The sequence below is a fragment of the Mycobacteriales bacterium genome (genome assembly GCA_035995165.1).
Classification (GTDB): domain Bacteria; phylum Actinomycetota; class Actinomycetes; order Mycobacteriales; family CADCTP01; genus CADCTP01.
Genome location: DASYKU010000065.1, coordinates 25,540 through 45,329, shown reverse-complemented (window position 1 = coordinate 45,329; position 19,790 = coordinate 25,540). Strand labels below are relative to the sequence as shown.

The following is a 19,790-nucleotide window of genomic DNA, read 5'->3' as shown; positions in this document are numbered from 1 at the left end:
ATACCAACCTGCCACGGCGGAGGCTTCGCCCGCGCCGTCGGAGACTGCTTCGTGTCCGAGGGGGGACTTGAACCCCCACGCCCGTTAAAGGGCACTAGCACCTCAAGCTAGCGCGTCTGCCATTCCGCCACCCGGACCGGTCTGCCGGACCACCTTACCGGGACGGCACAGGGTGTCCCAACGGGGTTCGGTGGTAGTAATCGGGCCATGAGCAGCCAGGCACCCAACGCCCAGGACGAGGTCGTCGAGCTGTGCTCGGAGCTGATCCGGATCGACACCTCCAATCCGACCAGCACCGAGCGCGCCGCCGCCGAGTGGGTCACCGGGAAGCTCGACGAGGTCGGCGTCGAGTCCCGGCTGTACGAGTCGGAGCCGGGCCGGGCCAGCGTCGTCGCCCGCATCGAGGGCGCCGACCGCAGTCGCCCCGGCCTGCTGATCCACGGCCATCTGGACGTGGTGCCGGCGGAGGCGAGCGAGTGGTCGGTGCATCCGTTCGGGGGTGAGGAGAGGGACGGCTTCGTCTGGGGCCGGGGCGCGATCGACATGAAGGACATGGACGCGATGACGCTCGCGCTGGTCCGCCGGTGGGCCCGGACCGGCACGAAGCCGCCGCGCGACGTGGTGGTCGCGTTCGTGGCCGACGAGGAGGCCGGCGGGACCAAGGGCGCCCGGTTCCTGGTCGACGAGCACGCCGAGGAGTTCGAGGGCTGCACCGAGGCGGTCAGCGAGGTCGGCGGGTTCAGCGTCACGATCAGGGACGACCTGCGGATGTACCCGATCCAGGCCGCGGAGAAGGGCATGGCCTGGCTCCGGCTGGTGGCCCGCGGCCGCCCCGGCCACGGCTCGATGCACAACGACGACAACGCGGTCACCCGGCTGGCCGAGGCCGTCGCCCGCGTCGGCGGGCACGAGTTCCCCATCGTCATGACGAAGACGGTGCGGCTCTTCCTGGAGGCCCTGTCCGAGCAGCTCGGCGTGGAGATCGACCTGGACTCGGCCGACCGGGAGGAGGTCACCGCGCTGGTCCGCCGGCTCGGCGGCCTGGCGGTGATGATCGGACCGACGCTGAGCAACACCGCGAACCCGACGATGCTCGAGGCCGGCTACAAGTCCAACGTCATCCCCGGTACGGCGGCGGCGACGATCGACGGCCGCTTCCTGCCCGGCCAGGAGGACGAGTTCGAGAAGCAGATCGACGAGCTGCTCGGCTCCGGGGTGGTGAAGGAGTGGATCCACCGCGACCAGGCGGTGGAGACGGACTTCGACGGGGCGCTGGTGGACGCGATGGCGGCGGCGCTGCGGGCCGAGGACGACAAGGCGCTGCCGGTCCCGTACACGATGTCGGGCGGGACGGACGCCAAGTCCTTCGAGCGGCTGGGCATGCGCTGCTTCGGGTTTTCGCCGCTGCTGCTGCCACCGGACGTGGACTTCGCGCGGATGTTCCACGGCATCGACGAGCGGGTGCCGGCGGAGGCGCTGCGCTTCGGCGTCCGCGTCCTGGACCGCTTCGTGGCGGGGTCATGAGCGGCCGCATCCGGCCGACGGCGCCGGTCGCGCTGGTCACCGGCGGCGCCGGCGGCTTCGGCCGCGCGTTCAGCCGCCGGCTGTCCGCCCGCGGGTACGCGGTGGTGGTCGCCGACCTGGACGCGGACGGCGCCGCCGAGGTGGCGACCGACGTCGGCGGCACCCCGGTCCGGGCCGATGTGAGCCGCCCCGAGGAGGTCGTCCGCGCCGTCCGTACCGCGATCGAGGCGTACGGGCGGCTGGACGTGGTCGCCCTCAACGCCGGCATCGGCTCGGGGCTGGGGCCGACGGACCCGCTGGACCTGGCCGCGTACCGGCGGATCGTCGGGGTCAACCAGGACGCGGTCGTGTACGGGCTGGACGCCGCCGTCCCGCACCTGCGCGGCTCCGGCGGCAAGGTGGTGGTCACCGCCTCGCTGGCCGGGCTGGTCCCGATGCCGGCCGACCCGCTCTACACGCTGACCAAGACCGCGGTCGTCGGGTACGTCCGGGCGGTCGCGCCGCCGCTGGCCGAGCTGGGCGTGACGGTGACGGCGCTGTGCCCGGGGTTCGCCGACACGGCGATCCTGGGCGCGCTGCGGGAGCCGCTCGCGGCCGCGGCGATGCCGTTGCTGTCGCCGGACGACGTCGGGGACGCGTTCCTGGCGGTGCTGGATTCCGGCAAGCCGGGGGAGTGCTGGTTCGTGCAGCCCGGCCGGGAGCCCGGCCCGTACGGGTTCCGCGGCGTCCCGGGACCCCGCCGCCCGGACACCGGCCCGGCCGAGCCGGGAGCCGGCGCCGCCCCGGCCGATCCCGGCCCCGCCCCGGCCGATCCCGGCGCCGGGCCGGGCGGGACGTCGGCGTGAAGGCCTGGCAGGTACGCCGGCTCGGGACCCCGGCCGACGCGCTCGAGCTGGCCGAGGTTCCCGATCCGGTCGCCGGCCCGGGCGAGCTGCTGGTCCGCGTCGAAGCCTGCGCGCTGAACTTCCCGGACGTGCTGATGTGCGCCGGTTCCTACCAGGAGAAGCCCGACCTGCCGTTCACGCCGGGGCTGGAGATCTGCGGCACGGTGGTCGGCGAGGACCGGCGTGTCCTCGGCGGGCCGCCGCTGCCGCACGGCGGACTGGCCGAGCTGGCCGTGCTGCCGGCCGACGGCGCCTTCGACGTGCCGGCCGCGATGCCGGCCGACGAGGCCGCGTCGCTGCTGATCACGTACCAGACCGCGTACGTGGGGCTGCACCGGCGGGCGCGGCTGCAGGCGGGCGAGTGGCTGCTGGTGCACGCCGGCGCCGGTGGCGTCGGCTCGGCCGCGATCCAGGTCGGGCTGGCCGCGGGGGCCCGGATCATCGCGACCGCGGGCGGCCCGGAGAAGACCGCGGTCTGCCGGCAGCTCGGCGCGCACGAGGTGATCGACTACCGCGCGGAGGACATCGCCGCCCGGGTCAAGGAGCTCACCGGCGGGCACGGCGCGGACGTGGTCTGGGACCCGGTCGGCGGGGACGTGTTCGACGCGTCCCGGCGCTGCATCGCGTTCGAGGGCCGGCTGGTGGTGGTCGGCTTCACCGCGGGCCGGATCCCGTCGGTGCCGGCCGGGCACGTGCTGGTGAAGAACTACTCGGTGGTCGGCCTGCACTGGGGGCTCTACCGGCAGCAGGATCCGGGAGTGATCGCAGCGGCGCACGAGGCGCTCAAGGACCTCTACGCGGCCGGGAGCATCAAGCCGCTCGTATCGGAACGGGTACCCATGGCCGAGGCGCCCGCGGCGCTGACCCGCCTGGGGTCCCGCGGGACGGTCGGGAAGGTGGTCGTGCTGCCCTGGAGCTAGCGAGCTACAGGGCGGGGCGCGGGAGGGGGACCCGCCCGCTGGAGCGGCGTCGCCGCAGGGTCACCTGACGGGTGCCGTCGGCGTGCAGCCGGACGGTCGACAGTTCCCAGCCGCCGTACTCGGCGTGCAGGGAGAGCTGGACCGCGGCGGTGCCGCGGTCGATGCCGGGAGGGATGCGCACCGGCACGTATTCGTACTCCGCGGTTGCGGGTGACATGCCGGCGATTCTGCCCCTGTGTCACCCGGAAGTCAGCCGTCGGAGTCCTGAAGTTCTCCCGCCAGCAGCTCCCGCAGCCGGGTCCGCCGGGGCCGGGCGCCGACGTCGCGGACCGCCCGGGCCAGCGCCGGGCCGACCGCCGGCACCACCGACAGGTGCCGCTGCGCCCTGGTCAGCGCGGTGTAGACCAGCGGCCGGGACAGCATCCCGCCCGCCTCCGGGGGCAGTACGGCCACCACCGCCGGCCATTCCGAGCCCTGGGCCCGGTGCACGGTGACGGCCCAGCCGTGCCGGAGGTCGGCCAGCGCGCGGCCGGTCACGTTGGCCGGCCCGGACGCGAACTCGACGGTCACGGTGCCGTCCTTGGCCGCGGACACCATGCCGACCTCGCCGTTGGCGTACCCGGTCGGCTCGGCCTCGAGGTGGTTCGCGGTCGCGACCACCCGGTCGCCCGGGTCGAAGCCGGAGACGGTGCCCCGGCCCGGGTTGAGCTTGCCCTTCAGCGCCTTGTTCAGCTCCAGCGTGCCCGCGGGCCCCTTGTGCACCGGGGTCACCACCTGCACGTCGTCGGCCGGGATGCCGAGCACCCGCGGGATCGAGTCGGTGACCAGCTGCACGACCCGGTGCGCGGCCTCGGCCGCCCCGGTGGCCGGCACCAGCACGACCTCCTTGTCCGGATCGTCCACCGGCGGCAGGGTGCCGCCGCGGACGCCGGTGGCCAGCCGGGCGATCGCGCCGCCGGCGGCCTGCCGGTAGAGCGTGGTCAGCTCGACCACCGGCACCGTGCCCGAGTCGACCAGGTCGGCCAGCACCCGGCCGGGCCCGATCGAGGGCAGCTGGGCCGGGTCGCCGACCAGCAGCAGGTGGGTCCCGTCGGCGCAGGCCTCCAGCAGCGCGGCGGCCAGCTCCACGTCGAGCATCGAGGTCTCGTCGACGACCACGAGCGACGCGTCCAGCGGCCACTCCTCGCCGCGGGCGAACGTCCCGGTCCGGCCCTGCGCCCCGAGCAGCCGGTGCAGGGTCGCGGCGGGGGAGTCGCCGAGCTCCTCCAGCCGCTTGGCCGCCCGGCCGGTCGGCGCGGCCAGCGCGACCGTGACGCCCTGCTTCTCGGCCAGCTGGACCAGCACGGCCACCGTACGGCTCTTGCCGGTGCCGGGGCCGCCGGTCAGCACGCTCACGCCGTGGGTGAGCACCGCCTCGACCGCGCCGCGCTGGGTCTCGTCCAGCTCGTCCAGCGCCGCCCCGCCGTCGGCGTTCGTGATCGGCTCGGCGGTCGCGGTCAGCCGGGCGATCGCCTCGGCCACCGACTCCTCCGCCATCGCCAGCCGCTGCAGCGCCAGCGTCCCGTCGGCCTCGTGCACGGTGCCGGCCTCGATCGCGGCCGCGATCGCGCCCGGCGGGTCGGTCACGGCCTCCGCCTGCAGCGCGGCCAGCACGAGCTCGATCGGCTGGACGGTGTGGCCGTCGCGGGCGGCCCGGTTCAACGCGTACGCGACCAGGGCCCGGCCGCGGCGCGGGTCGTCCCGCCGGACCCCGGGCAGGGCCGAGACCGCGACCCGGTCGGCCTCCACGATCCGGACGTCGGGCAGCTCCAGCAGCCGCCAGGGGTCGTCCCGCAGCCGCCGGGCGGCGTCGTCGCCGAACGCGTCCACCGCCCGGCTCGCGACCCGGGCCCGCAGCCCGGCCGGGACGACGAGCTGGGCCACCTCGTACACGTGGGCGGCGCCGATCCAGCCGGACAGCAGCCGGCCGGCCCGGATCGTGCCGACCTTGGGGAGGTTCGCGAGCTTCGCCGCGGTGACGTCCTCGGGGGCGGTGATCCCGGCCGCCGGCAGCGCCTCACCGAGGGTGCGCCCGAGCCCCGGCCAGAGCCCGTCGGAACAGAATGCCTCGAAGACGGGGTCGGCCACCGGGCGAGGTTACCGACGTCGGGCTCGGCGGGCCCGGTCGGCACCGCCGCCGGACTCTGCGCGGTCGCGCAGAAGGACTGCCCAGGAGTGCTGTAACCGGTCCCCGCCCGTGACCGGACCGCGGCGGCACCCGGACCGGGGTGCCGCCGCGGGTCCGGCGGTGTTCGCGCGACGGCGGCGGGCGGGGGGCGCTGCCGCCGTCGCGCGAGGTCCTACGGGCGGCCGAGGGCGCGGTACGACCAGCCCGCGGCCCGCCAGGCCGCCCCGTCCAGCGCGTCCCGCCCGTCCACGATCCGCCGCCGGGCGACGGTCCGGCCGAGCAGCTCCGGGTCGATCTGCCGGAAGTCCGACCACTCGGTCAGCAGCACGACGGCGTCGGCGTCCCGGGCGGCGTCCAGCGCGCTGGTGCCGTACCGGAGCTCCGGGTGCTGCCGGCGGGCGTTCTCGTTCGCGGCCGGGTCGTACACGGTCACGGTCGCGCCGAGGCCGTGCATGGTGGCGGCGACGTCGAGCGCGGGGGAGTCGCGGATATCGTCGGAGTTCGGCTTGAACGCGGCGCCGAACGCGGCCACCCGCTTGCCCTCGAACGAGCCGTCGACCTGCTCGCGGACCAGGTCCACCATCCGGGCCCGCCGGCGCAGGTTGATCGCGTCGACCTCGCGCAGGAAACCGACCGCCTGCCCGGCGCCGAGCTCCTCGGCCCGGGCCATGAACGCGCGGATGTCCTTGGGCAGGCAGCCGCCGCCGAAGCCGAGCCCCGGGTGCAGGAACCGGCCGCCGATGCGGTCGTCGTGGGCCAGCGCCCTGGCCAGGTCCCGCACGTCGGCGCCGACGGTCTCGCAGACCTCGGCCATCGCGTTGATGTAGGAGATCTTGGTGGCCAGGAACGAGTTCGCGGCCACCTTGACCAGCTCGGCCGTGGCCAGGTCGGTCACGACCACCGGGGTGCCGGCGTCCACGATCGGCCGGAACGCCGCGTGCAGCTGCTCCGAGGCCCATTCCGACCGGACGCCGAAGACCAGCCGGTCCGGCTTCATCGTGTCGTCGACGGCGTAGCCCTCGCGCAGGAACTCCGGGTTCCAGGCCAGCTCGACCTCGTCGCCGGCCGGCGCGAGCTCCGTCACCAGCGCGGTCAGCCGGGCCGCGGTGCCGACCGGGACCGTCGACTTGCCGACCACCAGCACGCGCCGGGTCAGGTGCGGCGCCAGCGCCCGGACCGACGCGTCGACGTAGGTCATGTCGGCCGCGTGCGAGCCCTTCTGCTGCGGCGTGCCGACGCAGACGAAGTGCACGTCGCCGAACGCCGCGGCCTCCTCGTACGAGGTGGTGAACCGCAGCCGGCCCGACTCCAGCGCCTTGGCCAGCTGCTCGGGCAGCCCGGGCTCGAAGAACGGGACCTCACCGGCGTTGAGCTTCGCGACCTTCGACTCGTCGACGTCGAGGCCGAGAACCTCGTAGCCGAGCACGGCCATGCAGATGGCGTGCGTCGCGCCGAGGTAGCCGGTGCCGAGCACCGTCAGCCGGGGCAGGGTCTGGGTCATCTGTCGTCTCTCCACTGTGGACGGACCGCGCCGCGGGGTGCCGCGGGCGGTACTGGTTCCGGAAAGGGAAGGGGATGCCGCCCGGCGCGGGCGGGGGTCCGCGCCGGACGGCAGCTGCGGGGCGTACCGGGGTCAGGCGCAGGTCACGTTGGCCAGGCCCTTGCCGCCGGACGCCTTGTTGTCGCAGGCGACCTTGTTGCCCAGCACCGGCTTGAGCGCGATGCCGTAGTCCTTGACGCCGGTGGCGGTGTTGCCCTTGAACACGTTGCCGGTGCCCCAGCCGTCGGCGACGTTGTGGGTCTGGAACCCGTCGACCGGCGAGTTCGAGCCCCGGTTGTCCTCGATCAGCCAGCTGTTGCCCTTGACGTCGACCCAGGAGTCGCCGCCCTCGTCGGTCAGCGCCGAGCCGTCGAAGACGTTGCCGACCAGGACGCCGCTGCTGGTGCCCTCCTTGATGTCGACGGACTCGGCGGTGGTCGCGGAGATCGAGTTGCCGCGTACGACGTTGCGGTCGCTGCGGTCCGGCCCGCCCTGGGAGTAGGTCGGCCAGTTCGAGACGGCCGACCCGACGTAGATCCCCTCGCCGAACTTCTCCCGCCGCTTGCCGGTGTCGTGCACGGTGTTGCCGACGACGAGGTTGTCCGAGGAGAACGCCCGCAGGTGGATGCCCTCGTCGCCGATGTCGTGCACGGTCAGGCCCTGGATGATCGAGTGCTGGGACTTGTCGGCGACGACGCCCTTCTGCGCGTTCTGGACGGAGAAGCCGACCAGCCGCCACCAGCTCGCGCCGTCGAGGTGGAAGCCGTAGCCCTCCTTGACGCCGCCGCCGTCGATCACCGCGCCGGAGCCGCCGCAGAGGAAGATCGGCGCCGATTGGGTGCCGGACTTCGTCGTCACGAACTTGCCGGTGTACGTGCCGTCGGCCAGCGCGATGCTGTCGCCCGGCTGCGCGTTCTCCAGCGCCGTGGTCAGGTCGTCGGCGCTGGAGACCGTCACCGTGGCGCCCGGGCACTTCACCGGGCCCGGGTCCGGCGGCGGGGCCGCCGGCGCGTCGGGGACGGGGGAAGTGGACTCGTCGTCGCCCTTGTCCTTCTTCTTGGTCGGGCTGGCGGACGGCCCGGCGACCCCGCCGGACACGCCCAGGGAGGCGTCCCCGGACGGCGTCGGGGTCCCCGCGGCGGAGCTGCCGTCGTCGGAACCACCGCACCCGGCGACAGCCAGGGCGACCACGGCGAGCGCGGCCACAGCTGCGGTACGCCTCACGGCCGCTCCTCCTGCCACGGCCCGTCCTCGGCCGACCGGCGCGGGCGGGGGAGCACGGTCGTCGCGTCCTCGTGGTACGCCGGCTCCGGCCGCCGCAGCGTGGTGGTCGCGTCCTCCTCGTACGGCGGCAGACCGTGCCCGTTCGACGGGTGCACCGGCAGGCCGGCGCCGTTCGACGGATGACCGGACAGGCCGGATCCATCTGACGGGTGCCCGGACAGGCCGGATCCATCTGACGAATGCCCGGACAGGCCGGATCCACTTGACGGGTGCCCGGACCGGCCGGCGCCGTTCGACGGGCTCGCCGCCGGGATACCGAGACCGTTGGACGGGTGCGCCGGGCCGGGCTCGCCGGTCCGCCCGATCACCAGGTTCGGCGCGTCCGAGGACGGCGCCGGCAGCGCGCCACCCGTCCGCGGCAGCCACTCGGTCCGGTCCTCCCTCCGGGTGACCGGCCGCTCGGCCAGCAGGTCCGACAGCCGCTCGGGCGACGGGTCACTGGTCCGCCCCGCCCCGAACAGGTCCGGCTGCGAGTCGGTCGCCCGCCGCGCGCCGGGACGGCCGGGTCCCAGGTCCGGCTGCGGCTCGGCGCTGCGCCGGGCGCCGGGGCGCTCGGCGAGCAGGTCCGAGAGGCGGTCGGCCGGGCGGCCGACCGACCGGTCCACCGGTCCGGCGGCCGGGTCGGCACCCGTGCGCTCGTAGCGCGGCTTCCACTCCGGCGCCGGCTCCGGGCGCGACCAGGTCGGCCGCGCCTCGACCCCGCCGGGCGGCCGCACGTCGACCGGCGGCAGCGGAGCCGGCCGCGGCGCGACCGCGGGCAGCGCGTTCGTCACCGGCCGCGGGTCCACGGACCGAGCATCCATCGCCGGAGCCCGATCCGCACCAGCGCGCGCAGCCCCACCGGGCCGCCCCGCCAGGTCCCCGGTCACCCGGTCACCATCAAGCCCCGGACGGGCGTCCGCCCGGCCGGTGACCGGCGGCCGGTCCGCCACCGCCCGATCGACGGACCGCCGCCCCGGCACCGAGGAATCGGGACCACTCGCCACCGCCCGATCGACGGACCGCCGCGCCGGCACCGACGAATCGGCATCGGCCCGATCGCCGGACCGCCGGCCCGGGGCGGACGCGTCCGCCCCGGAACGGTCCGCCACCACACGGTCAGCCGACCGCCGACCCGGCGCGGACGCGGCCTGCCGGGCACCCACCGAGAGCATCTGGGTGTCCTGGTCGATGCCGGTCGAGTCCCAGCCCGGGGCGGAGGCCCCGGCCCCGACGAGCGCGGGTTCGCGCTGTCGGGCCGGCGCCGCCCGCAGCAGCTGCCCCTTGTCCGTCGTGTCGAGCAGCCGCTGCTTCTCGTACGGGTGCCGGATCGTCCCGCGCGCCCCGAGCTTGCGGGCCCGGACCGCGGAGAACAGCACCAGCAGCACGACGCCCAGCCAGAGCAGCGTCATCGGCTTGGCCGCGTGCCGCAGCCGGATCCAGAACGAGCGGGTGTCGTGCCAGGCGTCGGTCTGGTTCTTCTCGACCTTGATCTTGCCGTGCGAGCGGGCGGTGTCGACCGGCGTCGGCCCCGTCCCGGACACGGTGTTGAACGCGACCTGCGCGCCCGTGACGTCGCCCACCGCCGTCACGCCGTGGCTGGTGACCCGGTCGATGGTGTTGCCGCGGATGGTCGCGGACGAGTCGCGCAGGTAGATGCCCAGCGGCGAGCTCTCCACGGTGTTGCCGGTGACGGTCGCGTTCACGACCGCGTCCCGCACCGAGATGCCCTGCCGGACCTGCCCGGAGACCTGGTTGCCGACCACCGACACCTGCTGGGCCCCGCGCCGCACGACGATGCCCATGTCGCCGCCGCGGACCTCGTTGTTCTGCAGCCCGACGTTGTCACCGCCGTCGACCTCGATGCCGTAGCGCTTGTTGTTCTCGAAGGTGCTGTTGGCGACGGAGTTGTTGCCGTACTCGCCGACGGTCTCGCCGGACGGCGACGGCCCCTCGGCCAGCGCCCGGCCGGTCAGCGAGATCCCGTTGTTGCCGTTGTTCTTCGCCACCGCGCCGGAGATGCGGATCTCCTGGGTCGCGCGGGCCAGCACGAACCCGTCGCCGGCGTTGTCGCTGGAGGTGATCCGCTCCAGGATCCCGTTCGAGGCGAAGCGGTGCAGGATCACGCCGTCGATCAGGCTGTGGTCGACCTCGGAGTCGCTGACCTCGATGCCGTCCGCGCTGGAGATGAACAACCCGTACGCGTTGCCGGACAGCGTCGTGTGGCTGATCTTCGCCGACACGAACGACTGGTCCGCGGTGCCGAAACGGGTGTCCGGGGTGCTCAGGTTGCCCGAGGGCTGGGCGTAGACGTCACCCGCGGCCGGGGTCTGGTCCGGCTGGGCCGGCCCGGCGTTGCCCTCGGCCCGGCTGTCCGCGCCGGCGTGCCGCTCGGTCTTGGTCTGGTGGGACTCCGGCCCCTCGGTGGAGCCGGTGTCCGGGCGGTCGGTGCCGGTGAGGCTGACCCCGCCGGTACGGCCGCTCCAGAACCCGAGGTTCGAGGCCTGCAGGTACTCGGACCGGAACTGGCCGCCGACCGAGCGGATGTACGCCCGCCCGTCCTTGACCGTGGTGTCCGGCGTCTTCGTCCGCGGGTCCCAGCTGGTGACCGTGACCGGCTGCTGCTCGGTGCCGACGAAGGCGAGCGCGCCGCCGAAGGACACGATCGAGACGTAGCCGGTGCTGGCACTGGCCATCCGGATCGTGAGCCCGCCCGGGTTGGACAGCGTGAGCTTCGCCCCGGCGTTCAGGTAGAGGTTCTCCAGCAGCAGGTACGACCCGTCGCTCTGCCGGACGAACGTCTGCGGCGCCAGCGTGAGCAGGTCCTTGACCGTGTACGGCGCCGACCGCGAGGTCAGCACCAGGGTGTAGCCCGACCCCGTGGTCAGCCGGTACGGCTTGGAGTACTCGGTGCCGCCGCGCAGCGGCGCCACCGCGGCGACCGAGCGGATCTCGATCAGCCGCCGGTCCTCCGCCGCCACCAGCGCGGCCTGGTTGGCCGACTCGGCGTCGGCCCCGGCCGCGGGAGCGGCGCCGGCCCCACCCGGACCGGCCAGCGCGACCCCGACGACAGCCGCCGCCAGCGTGCCGCCGGCGACCGCCAGCGCCAGCACCTTCGACCGCCTCCTGTGCACCCGGAACCTGCGCACCGGCGTCTCCGCCGCAGTTCCGGCCGCCGCAGTTCCGGCCGCCGCAGCTCCGGCCGCCGGAGTCCCGGCCGCCGGAGTCCCGGCCGCCGGAGTCCCGGCCGCCGCAATTCCCGGCGCCGTCTCCCGCGCCGGAGGCGCGGAGTGGGAACGGTGCTTCATCAGGCCACCTCCGGTTGCGCGCCGAAGCGGCCCTGCTGGTTGAGGGTGCCCGCGGTCTGGCCCTCGCCGCCGACGGAGTCGGAGGAGCGGGTGAGCCAGCCCTGCTTGTTCATGGTGACGAACGCGTACAGCTTGATCGGCAGCGCGATCATGATCACGATCAGCGCGGTCAGCGGCAGCAGGATGATCTCTCCAGGGTGCTTGCGCAGGTGGGAGTAGCCCCGGATGCCCCGGCCGAGCAGCATCCAGCCGACGGCCAGGCCGATCCCGGTCGGCGTGAACTGCAGCCGGCTGAACAGCAGGTAGGCCAGCGTCAGCGCCATCGTCACCGGGGTGAGCAGGATCTGCAGCACGGTCAGCTGGCTGATCCGCGGCGCCCGCCAGAGCCAGCCCTTCCAGAGCGCGGTCAGGTAGCAGCGGTAGGAGTTGCGGCTCCAGCGCACCCGCTGCTTCACGAACGCCCGGAACGAGTCCGGGAACATCGACAGCGCCTGGGCGCTCGACTGGTGGACCGTCTTGTAACCGGAGGCGAGCACCAGCCAGGTCATCCGGCCGTCGTCGCCGGCGACGCAGCGCCGGCCGAGGAAGAACTCGTTCTCCAGGTTCTGCACCACCGGCAGGATCGCCGCCCGGCGGTACGCCGCGGTCCGGCCGGACACGCAGATCACCCCGCCCTTGCGGCCCATCGCCGGCACGTAGTCGCTGTAGCGCAGGTTGACCAGCCAGTCCGCGAGCCGGCGCCAGACGCTGGTGCGGCGCTGGTAGACGTTCTGCTGGGTGCCGACGGCGCCGACCTGCGGGTCGACGAACGGCATCTGCACGGCGTCGAGCAGGCCGGGCTTCCAGGCCGTGTCTGAGTCGGCGAAGACGATGATCTCGCCGCGGGCGGCCCGGATGCCGACGCCCAGGGCCGAGCGCTTGCCGGAGTGCCGGTAGCGGATCACCTTCAGCAGCGGGCTGCGTACGGTCGCCAGCCGGGCCGCGCACTCGGTGTCCTCGACGTCGAGCACGATGAGGACCTCGGACGGCTCCTGCACCAGCCAGCTGCGCAGGCAGCGCAGCAGGATGTCCGGGTCCTCGCGGAACGAGGGCACGACCACCGAGGTGGTGGTGCGGAAGTCGTTCACGACCGGCTTGGCGAACCGGGACATCACGGCCCGGTAGATCCAGAGGGACCAGACCACGATCCCGGCGATGCCGAGCGGCATCATTTCCTTCCACCCGCCGTTGCCGAGGGTCTCGGCGAACCACCGGTTCACGGCGGACAGCACATCTTGGACGGTCGACACCGTCACTTCCCCCCACCCGTTTTTGTCCGTCAACGGACCTTGCAGACGAGCAAGACCGTGCCGCACAAACGCGTCCGGCGGAACGACTCCGCGCCTTCGTTAACGAACCGTTTACCGGGATTGTCCAAATTCGCCACGGACCGTGGCCGCGGGTCGAGTGATAGTCACTCTATGTAGGCGGAATGGCTCGCTAGTGTGGCCCTGGTCACCCGGCTGCGCTATTGCTATCGTGTTTCGTGTACTCGACGTACTCGGAAGTAGGCTTCATAGCTCCGCTCGGTATCCGACTTCAGAAGTCGGAAATAGATCCGGGCGCGGCCGTGCACGGATGCAAGTGGGCTAGCTCCCTAACGCTCTGGATAGGCGAACGGGGTAGCGGAGACGTCGTCGAGGGCGTGCCGGATCTCCGCCGGCAGAACCGTGGCGTCCGCGGCGAGCGATCCCGAGAGCTGCCCGACCGTCCGCGCGCCGAGGATCGAGGAGCTCACCCCGGCCCGGTCCCGGACCCAGGCCAGCGAGACCGCCAGCGGGGAGGTGCCGAGCCCCTCGGCCGCGGTCGCGACCGCCTCGACGATCCGGGCCGCGGCGTCGGTCAGGTGGTGGCCGACGAAGTCGCGCAGGTGCGGGGAGGCGGCCCGCGAGTCCGAGGGCACCCCGTGCCGGTACTTGCCGGTCAGCACCCCGCGCCCCAGCGGCGAGTACGCCAGCACGCCCAGCCCGGCCCAGTCGCAGGCCGGCAGCACCTCGCGCTCCACGCCCCGCTCCAGCAGCGAGTACTCGACCTGGGTGGCCGAGAGCGGGGCCCGGGCCGGCCAGGCCCGCTGCCAGGCCGCGGCCGCCGCGGTGCGCCAGCCGGGCAGGTTGGACACGCCCGCGTACCGGGCCCGGCCGCTGGTCACGGCCACGTCGACCGCGGAGAGGACCTCCTCCATCGGGACCCGCTCGTCCCAGCCGTGCAGCTGCCAGAGGTCGACCGAGTCCACGCCCAGCCGCATCATCGAGTTGTCCAGCGCGGACAGCAGGCCGCCGCGGGACAGCCCGCGAGCGGCCGCGCCCGGGCCGATCGGCCCGCCGGACTTCACCGCCAGCACCAGCTCGTCGCGCGGGACCACGTCCTGCAGCAGCCGGCCGATGAGCGGCTCGGCCTGCTCGCAGACGTACCAGGGGCCGATGTCGAGCAGGGTGCCGCCGGCCTCCCGGAAGGCGACCAGCTGCGCGGCGGCGTCGTCGGGATCGGTGTCGCGTCCCCAGGTGGCCGTGCCGAGACCCAGCCGGGACACGACCAGGCCGCTGCGGCCGACCGGGCGCTGCTCCATGAGCGGGCAACCTACCGTGCGTGCACGGACTGTCCCGCCAGGGCTGTCTCGTGGCTGGCGGTGGCTGGCGGTGGCGTCCCAGCTGCCAGGGCGCTTCGCGCGGGCGGCGCAGGGCAAGGCGGCGGAGTCGGCCGATACCGGCGTCGTATCGGTCGGCTTCGCCAACGCGGCCGGTCGTCGTCCGAGCGTCACCGGCGCCGCCAGCCAGTTGAGAGACATGCCCTAGGGTCTGGCGGTGCGTCTGGGACTGAACCTCGGCTACTGGGGCGGCGGGAACGACGAGGCCAACCTGGCCCTGGCCGAGGAGGCCGATCGGCTCGGGTTCGCCGTCGTCTGGGCCGCCGAGGCCTGGGGCTCCGACGTCGTCTCCGTGCTCGGCTACCTGGCCGCGAAGACCGGGCGGGTGGACATCGGCAGCGCGGTCATGCAGATCCCGGCCCGGACACCGGCCATGACCGCGATGACCGCGGCCACCCTCGATGCCCTGTCCGGCGGCCGGTTCCGGCTCGGCCTCGGGGTGTCCGGCCCGCAGGTCTCCGAGGGCTGGCACGGGGTGCGCTTCGACAAGCCGCTCGGCCGCACCCGCGAGTACGTCGAGATCGTCCGTAAGGCGCTGCGCCGGGAGACGCTCGCGTACGACGGCGAGCACTACACGTTGCCGCTGCCCGACGGACCCGGCAAGGCACTGAAGATGATCATCCACCCCATCCGCGCGGACGTGCCGGTCTATCTGGCCGCGGTGGGGCCCAGGAACCTGGAGCTGGCCGGCGAGATCGCCGACGGCGCGCTGCTGCTGTTCTTCGCCGCCGAGCGGGCCGCCGACTTCCTCGAGCCGCTGAAGGCCGGCCGACCCGGGCACACCCTGGAGGACTTCGACGTGGTGCCGACCGTCCCGCTCTCGGTCGGGCCCGACCCGGAGCGCTGCGCCGACCCCGTGCGCGGCTACGCCGCCCTCTACGTCGGCGGCATGGGCTCGCGGGAGAAGAACTTCTACAACAACATCGCCCGCCGGATGGGCTTCGAGGCGCAGGCCCGCGAGGTCCAGGACCTGTACCTGGACCGCAAGCACCGGGAGGCGGCCGTGGCGGTCCCGTACGAGTTCGTGGACCGGACCTCGCTGCTGGGACCGGAGGAACGGATCGCCGACCGGCTGGTCGAGCTGGCCGAGGCGGGCGTCACGACGGTCTCGGCCGCGCCGTACGGGGAGACCGTGGAGCAGCGGATCGACGCGCTGCGCGCCCTGGTCGGCGCCGTCGAGCGCGCCGGGCTCGCGTGAACCTCGTCTCCGCGGTCCTCTTCGGCGTCGTCGAGGGCCTCACCGAGTTCCTGCCCGTGTCCAGCACGGGCCACCTGACGATCCTGGAGCGACTGCTCGGCTACCAGGTCGACGCGCTGGACGTAACCGCGTTCACCGCGATCATCCAGACCGGCGCGGTGCTGGCCACGCTGATCTACCTGCGCGACGAGTTCCGCCGGATCGTGTTCGCGATCATCCGCGGGCTGTTCCGGCAGGGCTGGCGGGCCGACCCGGACTGGAAGTTCGGCTGGGCCGTGGTGCTCGGCTCGATCCCGATCGGGATCGCCGGGCTGCTGTTCCAGGACCAGATCGAGACCACGTTCCGCAGCCTCTGGTTCGTCGGCACCGCGTTGATCATCTGGAGCGGGCCGATGCTCTACGCGGACCGCACCGGCAGCCAGAAACGCCACGAGAACGACATCACCTGGAAGGACACGCTCATCGTCGGGCTGGCCCAGTGCCTGGCGCTGGTGCCGGGCGTGTCCCGGTCCGGGGCGACGATGACGGCCGGCCTGCTGCGCGGGATCGACCGGGTCGCGGTGACCCGCCTGTCGTTCATGCTCTCGGTGCCGGCGCTGACCGCGGCCGGGGTGCTGCAGGGGGTGACCGCGGCCGGCGACATCTCCACCGGGGTCGGCTGGCCGGCCACGGCGGTGGCGACCGTGGTCAGCTTCGTCGTCGCCTACTTCTCGGTGGCCTGGCTGCTGCGCTTCGTCGCGCGGCACACGTACACGTCGTTCATCATCTACCGGGTCGCCCTCGGGGTCGTGCTGCTGGCGCTGCTCGCGTCCGGAGCCGTCTCGGCCACCTGAGTCCCGTCCCGGGACGTGACGTCCAGGTAGACCTCGCGCACCTGCGGGAACCGCTCCTGCAGGTCGGACGCGATCTCGTCGGTGCGGTCCTCGACGTCGGCCGCGCCGAGCGCGTCGTCCATGTCCAGCCGAGCCGCGACCAGCAGGCTCTCCGGGCCGAGCAGCATGGTCCGGACCTCGACCACCCGCTCCACCTCGGGATGCCCGGCCAGCGCGGCTCGGATCCCCTCCCGGACGGGCGCGGGGGCGGACTCGCCGATGAGCATCTCCTTGGTGTCGCGACCCAGCACGTACGCGACCACGGCCAGCAGGACGCCGATCGCGATCGCCGCGGTCGCGTCCCAGAACGCCTGGCCGGTCACCTGGTGCAGGGCCAGCCCGGCGGCGGCCAGCACCAGGCCGACCAGCGCGGCGGTGTCCTCGGAGAACACCGTCTTCACGGTCGGGTCGGAGGACAGCCGGACGTGCTCCAGCAACCCGCGCCCGGCCTGCCCGGCCTCACCGCGCAGCTGCCGGACGGCCTTGAGCCAGGAGGTGCCCTCGGCCAGGAAGGAGACGAACAGCACCCCGTACGACAGCAGGTAGCCGGCCACCTCGGACTCGCCCGAGAGCAACCCGTGCACGCCCTCGTAGATGGAGAAGACCGCACCGGAGACGAAGATCCCGACCGCCGCCAGCAGCGACCAGAAGAACCGCTCCTTGCCGTAGCCGAAGGGGTGGGCGTCGTCCGGAGCCTTGCGGGACAGCCGCAGCGAGGTCAGCAGGAAGACCTGGTTGGTCGTGTCGGCGACCGAGTGCGCACCCTCGGCCAGCATCGCGGACGAGCCGCCGATCAGCCCGGCGGTGATCTTCGCCACCGCGATGGCCAGGTTGGCGACCAGCGCCGTGATGACGGTCCCGGTGCTCTCGTCCTCGGCCACGAGGATTGCCTACCCCGGTCGACGCGGATCAGCACTCTAGAGTGACGCCGTGTCCACCGTCCTGTTCGTCCGGCACGGGCTGACCGCGATGACCGGGCCGGTGCTGGCCGGCCACACGCCGGGCGTCCACCTCGACGAACGCGGCCGGGCCCAGGCCGCGGCGGTGGCGGCCCGGCTGGCCCCGGTGCCGCTGGCCGCGGTGGTCACCAGCCCGCTGGAGCGCTGCGCCGAGACGGCCGCCGCGATCCTGTCCGGCCGTGCGGTCGAGGCGCGGGTCGAGCCGCGGCTGGCGGAGGTCCGCTACGGCGACTGGACCGGGCGGCCGCTGAAGGAGCTGGCCAAGGAGCCGATGTGGCGGGTCGTGCAGGCGCACCCGTCGGCGGCCGTGTTCCCCGGCAGCGAGGGCGAGCCGCTGGCCGCCGCGCAGGCCCGGGCCGTCGCCGCGGTCCGGGAGTGGGACGCCCGGATCACCGCCGCGGCGGGCCCGGACGCGGTCTGGGTGGCCTGCAGCCACGGCGACATCATCAAGTCGCTGCTGGCCGACGCGCTCGGCCTGCACCTCGACCTCTTCCAGCGGATCGTGGTCGACCCGTGCTCGGTCTCGGTGGTCCGCTACACCGAGACCAGGCCGTTCGTGCTGCGGGTGAACGACACCGGGGGAGACGTCGCCGCGCTGCTGCCGCCGCCGAAGAAGCGGCGCCGGAAGAAGGCCTCCGCGGACGCCGTGGTCGGCGGCGGCGCGGGACCCGGCTGATCACCCGGAGTAGACTGTTGTGTCGATGCCACGACAGGTTCACCTCTTCGATCGCCCTGCCCGGTTCGTCGCCGGGACCGTGGGCCAGCCCGGCGACCGCACCTTCTTCCTGCAGGCTTCCGGCTCCGGCCGGACCGTGAGCGTGTCGCTGGAGAAGGTACAGGTCTCGCTGCTGGCCGACCGGCTGGAGGAGCTGCTGGGCGAGGTCCAGCGGCGCCTCGGCGTAGCGGTCGCGGAGGCGGCGGCGCCCGGGGACGACAACGAGCCGCTGGACACTCCCGTCGACGAGGAGTTCCGGGTCGGCGCGATGGGGCTGGCCTGGGACGGCGACGCGGAGCTGGTCGTGGTCGAGGCCCAGGCCGCCGGGGACGAGCCCGCCGACGAGTCCACCATCCTCGAGGACGTCGAGGAGGGGCCGGACGTGCTCCGGGTCCGGATCACCTCGGCCGAGGCCCGGGCGTTCGTGGAGCGGGCCCGCCGCGTCGTGTCGGCCGGCCGGCCGCCGTGCCCGCTGTGCGGGCTGCCGCTGGACGCGAACGGGCACATCTGCCCGCGGCAGAACGGATACCGCCGCGCCTCCGCGGCCTGATCCGTCCCACCCTGGCCGCCTCCGGGACCCTGATCCGGCTGGTCTGGGGCGGCGGGTGAAACACGGACCCGGCAGACTGGAGTCGTGGCCGACGACCAACCCGTGACGCTCGACGTGTCCGAGGCGCTGGAGCTGCTGCGGACCGGCGAGATGTCCATCGAGGGCCGCCTGGTCGACGCGAGCAACACCACGCTCTACTGCGCGCTGACCGGCGACGGCGTCACCACCGCTTGCGTCTACAAGCCGGTCCGGGGCGAGCGGCCGCTCTGGGACTTCCCGGACGGGACGCTGGCCGGGCGCGAGGTCGCCGCGTACGTCGTCTCGACCGCGCTGGGCTGGAACGTGGTGCCGCCGACCATCCTGCGCGACGGCCCGTACGGCGAGGGCATGGTCCAGCTCTGGATGGACGGCGACGAGACCGTCGACCTGACCCGGCTCGTACGCGACGACCTGCCCCCGCTGCGCCGGATGGTGCTCTTCGACGCGGTCGTCAACAACGCCGACCGCAAGGGCGGCCACCTGATCCCGATGGTCGGCGGGCACGTGTACGGCGTGGACCACGGGGTGTCCTTCCACCAGCAGGACAAGCTCCGGACGGTGCTGTGGTCCTGGGCCGGCGACCCGCTTCCGGAGGAGGCCGTCGACGCGCTGTCGGAGTTCCGGGCGCTGCTGGAGGGCACGCTGGACGACGGGCTGTCGGCGCTGCTGACCCGGCGCGAGGTCGTCGCGGTGCGGCGCCGGGTCGACCGGCTGCTGCGGGACCGCCGCTATCCCGAGCCGTCGGGGGACTGGCCCGCCATCCCCTGGCCACCGTTCTGAGACCTAATCGTGCTGCGCCGGTGAACAGCGCGACCTAGGCTTTCGGCATGCGCTTGGCCGTACGGCGGGAGATCGACAAGCAGGTGACCTGCCCCGCCTGCGGGGACATCCTGGCGGCGGCGGCGTACCGGCCGCTGTCGGGGAGCCTGGAGCTGACCGCCCCGGACGGCCGGAGGCTGCAGCCCACCGCCGGGGCCGTGCTGCTGAAGCAACTCGAGCAGTGGGACAGCATGCGGGACCGGATCGAGTTCGTGCAGCGCAACCTCGAGGAGCTGATCTTCGACCTGCGCTGCCGGCGCGGGCACTCGACGCTGGCGCCGATGCCGCGGCTGGCGCGGGCGATCCGCTCCACACCCGGCCGCTGGGTCCCGGCGGCCGGCACCTGAGC

The 19,790-nt window shown here is 73.8% G+C and carries 18 protein-coding genes and 1 tRNA gene; 10 read left to right on the top strand and 9 right to left on the bottom strand.

What is annotated here, in order from left to right:
* Window positions 1–52: 52 nt before the first annotated feature.
* Window positions 53–137 (bottom strand) — tRNA-Leu (locus VGP36_10915).
* A gap of 70 nt (window positions 138–207) precedes the next feature.
* On the opposite strand from VGP36_10915, the gene VGP36_10910 reads away from it, so the two are divergent.
* Genes VGP36_10910 through VGP36_10900 form a run of 3 tightly spaced genes read left to right on the top strand, consistent with a single transcriptional unit; the run spans window position 208 to window position 3,328 of the window.
* Window positions 208–1,524, top strand: coding sequence for a M20/M25/M40 family metallo-hydrolase (locus VGP36_10910; GenBank protein HEV7655221.1), 1,317 nt, complete (start codon window positions 208–210; stop codon window positions 1,522–1,524).
* On the top strand, window positions 1,521–2,369 hold the full coding sequence (locus VGP36_10905) for an SDR family NAD(P)-dependent oxidoreductase (GenBank protein HEV7655220.1): 849 nt from the start codon (window positions 1,521–1,523) through the stop codon (window positions 2,367–2,369). Before VGP36_10910 ends, VGP36_10905 begins: the two co-directional genes overlap by 4 nt.
* On the top strand, window positions 2,366–3,328 hold the full coding sequence (locus VGP36_10900) for an NADPH:quinone oxidoreductase family protein (protein ID HEV7655219.1): 963 nt from the start codon (window positions 2,366–2,368) through the stop codon (window positions 3,326–3,328). Before VGP36_10905 ends, VGP36_10900 begins: the two co-directional genes overlap by 4 nt.
* 4 nt (window positions 3,329–3,332) lie before the next feature.
* Here VGP36_10900 and VGP36_10895 read toward each other — a convergent pair whose 3' ends face one another.
* From VGP36_10895 to VGP36_10865, 7 genes are all read right to left on the bottom strand, one after another.
* Window positions 3,333–3,545 carry a DUF5703 family protein gene (locus VGP36_10895; GenBank protein HEV7655218.1) on the bottom strand — a complete coding sequence of 71 codons (213 nt, stop codon included), beginning with the start codon at window positions 3,543–3,545 and terminating at the stop codon, window positions 3,333–3,335.
* A 32-nt stretch (window positions 3,546–3,577) separates the two neighbouring features.
* Window positions 3,578–5,455 (bottom strand): AAA family ATPase, encoded by a 1,878-nt coding sequence (locus VGP36_10890; GenBank protein HEV7655217.1) that lies wholly within the window; start codon window positions 5,453–5,455, stop codon window positions 3,578–3,580.
* A 212-nt stretch (window positions 5,456–5,667) separates the two neighbouring features.
* Complete coding sequence (locus VGP36_10885) at window positions 5,668–6,996, bottom strand: UDP-glucose/GDP-mannose dehydrogenase family protein (GenBank protein HEV7655216.1); 1,329 nt, start codon at window positions 6,994–6,996, stop codon at window positions 5,668–5,670.
* Window positions 6,997–7,128: 132 nt separating this feature from the next.
* Window positions 7,129–8,259: a right-handed parallel beta-helix repeat-containing protein gene (locus VGP36_10880; GenBank protein HEV7655215.1), complete on the bottom strand. Its 1,131-nt coding sequence runs from the start codon at window positions 8,257–8,259 to the stop codon at window positions 7,129–7,131.
* Window positions 8,256–11,447, bottom strand: coding sequence for a right-handed parallel beta-helix repeat-containing protein (locus VGP36_10875; protein HEV7655214.1), 3,192 nt, complete (start codon window positions 11,445–11,447; stop codon window positions 8,256–8,258). The genes VGP36_10880 and VGP36_10875 overlap by 4 nt, the downstream gene beginning before the upstream one ends.
* A gap of 158 nt (window positions 11,448–11,605) precedes the next feature.
* Complete coding sequence (locus VGP36_10870) at window positions 11,606–12,895, bottom strand: glycosyltransferase (GenBank protein HEV7655213.1); 1,290 nt, start codon at window positions 12,893–12,895, stop codon at window positions 11,606–11,608.
* Between the two features lie 347 nt (window positions 12,896–13,242).
* Window positions 13,243–14,211 (bottom strand): aldo/keto reductase, encoded by a 969-nt coding sequence (locus VGP36_10865; GenBank protein HEV7655212.1) that lies wholly within the window; start codon window positions 14,209–14,211, stop codon window positions 13,243–13,245.
* Window positions 14,212–14,281: 70 nt separating this feature from the next.
* On the opposite strand from VGP36_10865, the gene VGP36_10860 reads away from it, so the two are divergent.
* From VGP36_10860 to VGP36_10850, 3 genes are read left to right on the top strand one after another with little or no spacing between them, the layout of a single operon-like run.
* Complete coding sequence (locus VGP36_10860; GenBank protein HEV7655211.1) at window positions 14,282–14,437, top strand: hypothetical protein; 156 nt, start codon at window positions 14,282–14,284, stop codon at window positions 14,435–14,437.
* A 9-nt stretch (window positions 14,438–14,446) separates the two neighbouring features.
* Window positions 14,447–15,487 (top strand): LLM class F420-dependent oxidoreductase, encoded by a 1,041-nt coding sequence (locus VGP36_10855; GenBank protein HEV7655210.1) that lies wholly within the window; start codon window positions 14,447–14,449, stop codon window positions 15,485–15,487.
* Complete coding sequence (locus VGP36_10850) at window positions 15,484–16,320, top strand: undecaprenyl-diphosphate phosphatase (GenBank protein ID HEV7655209.1); 837 nt, start codon at window positions 15,484–15,486, stop codon at window positions 16,318–16,320. Before VGP36_10855 ends, VGP36_10850 begins: the two co-directional genes overlap by 4 nt.
* On the opposite strand, the gene VGP36_10845 is transcribed toward VGP36_10850, so the two are convergent.
* A complete protein-coding gene (locus tag VGP36_10845) occupies window positions 16,254–17,240 on the bottom strand; it encodes a cation diffusion facilitator family transporter (GenBank protein HEV7655208.1) in 987 nt (328 codons plus the stop codon). The genes VGP36_10850 and VGP36_10845 overlap by 67 nt on opposite strands.
* A 49-nt stretch (window positions 17,241–17,289) precedes the next feature.
* Between VGP36_10845 and VGP36_10840 the strand changes: the two genes are divergently transcribed.
* The 4 genes from VGP36_10840 to VGP36_10825 all read left to right on the top strand — a co-directional run bounded on the left by VGP36_10840 (window position 17,290) and on the right by VGP36_10825 (window position 19,788).
* On the top strand, window positions 17,290–17,994 hold the full coding sequence (locus VGP36_10840) for an MSMEG_4193 family putative phosphomutase (GenBank protein ID HEV7655207.1): 705 nt from the start codon (window positions 17,290–17,292) through the stop codon (window positions 17,992–17,994).
* 25 nt (window positions 17,995–18,019) lie between these two features.
* The gene (locus tag VGP36_10835) at window positions 18,020–18,583 is read left to right on the top strand and encodes a DUF3090 domain-containing protein (GenBank protein ID HEV7655206.1); all 564 of its coding nucleotides are present in this window, start codon (window positions 18,020–18,022) and stop codon (window positions 18,581–18,583) included.
* Window positions 18,584–18,667: 84 nt separating this feature from the next.
* Window positions 18,668–19,402 carry an SCO1664 family protein gene (locus VGP36_10830; GenBank protein HEV7655205.1) on the top strand — a complete coding sequence of 245 codons (735 nt, stop codon included), beginning with the start codon at window positions 18,668–18,670 and terminating at the stop codon, window positions 19,400–19,402.
* 47 nt (window positions 19,403–19,449) lie between these two features.
* Window positions 19,450–19,788 (top strand): hypothetical protein, encoded by a 339-nt coding sequence (locus tag VGP36_10825; protein ID HEV7655204.1) that lies wholly within the window; start codon window positions 19,450–19,452, stop codon window positions 19,786–19,788.
* Window positions 19,789–19,790: the final 2 nt, after the last annotated feature.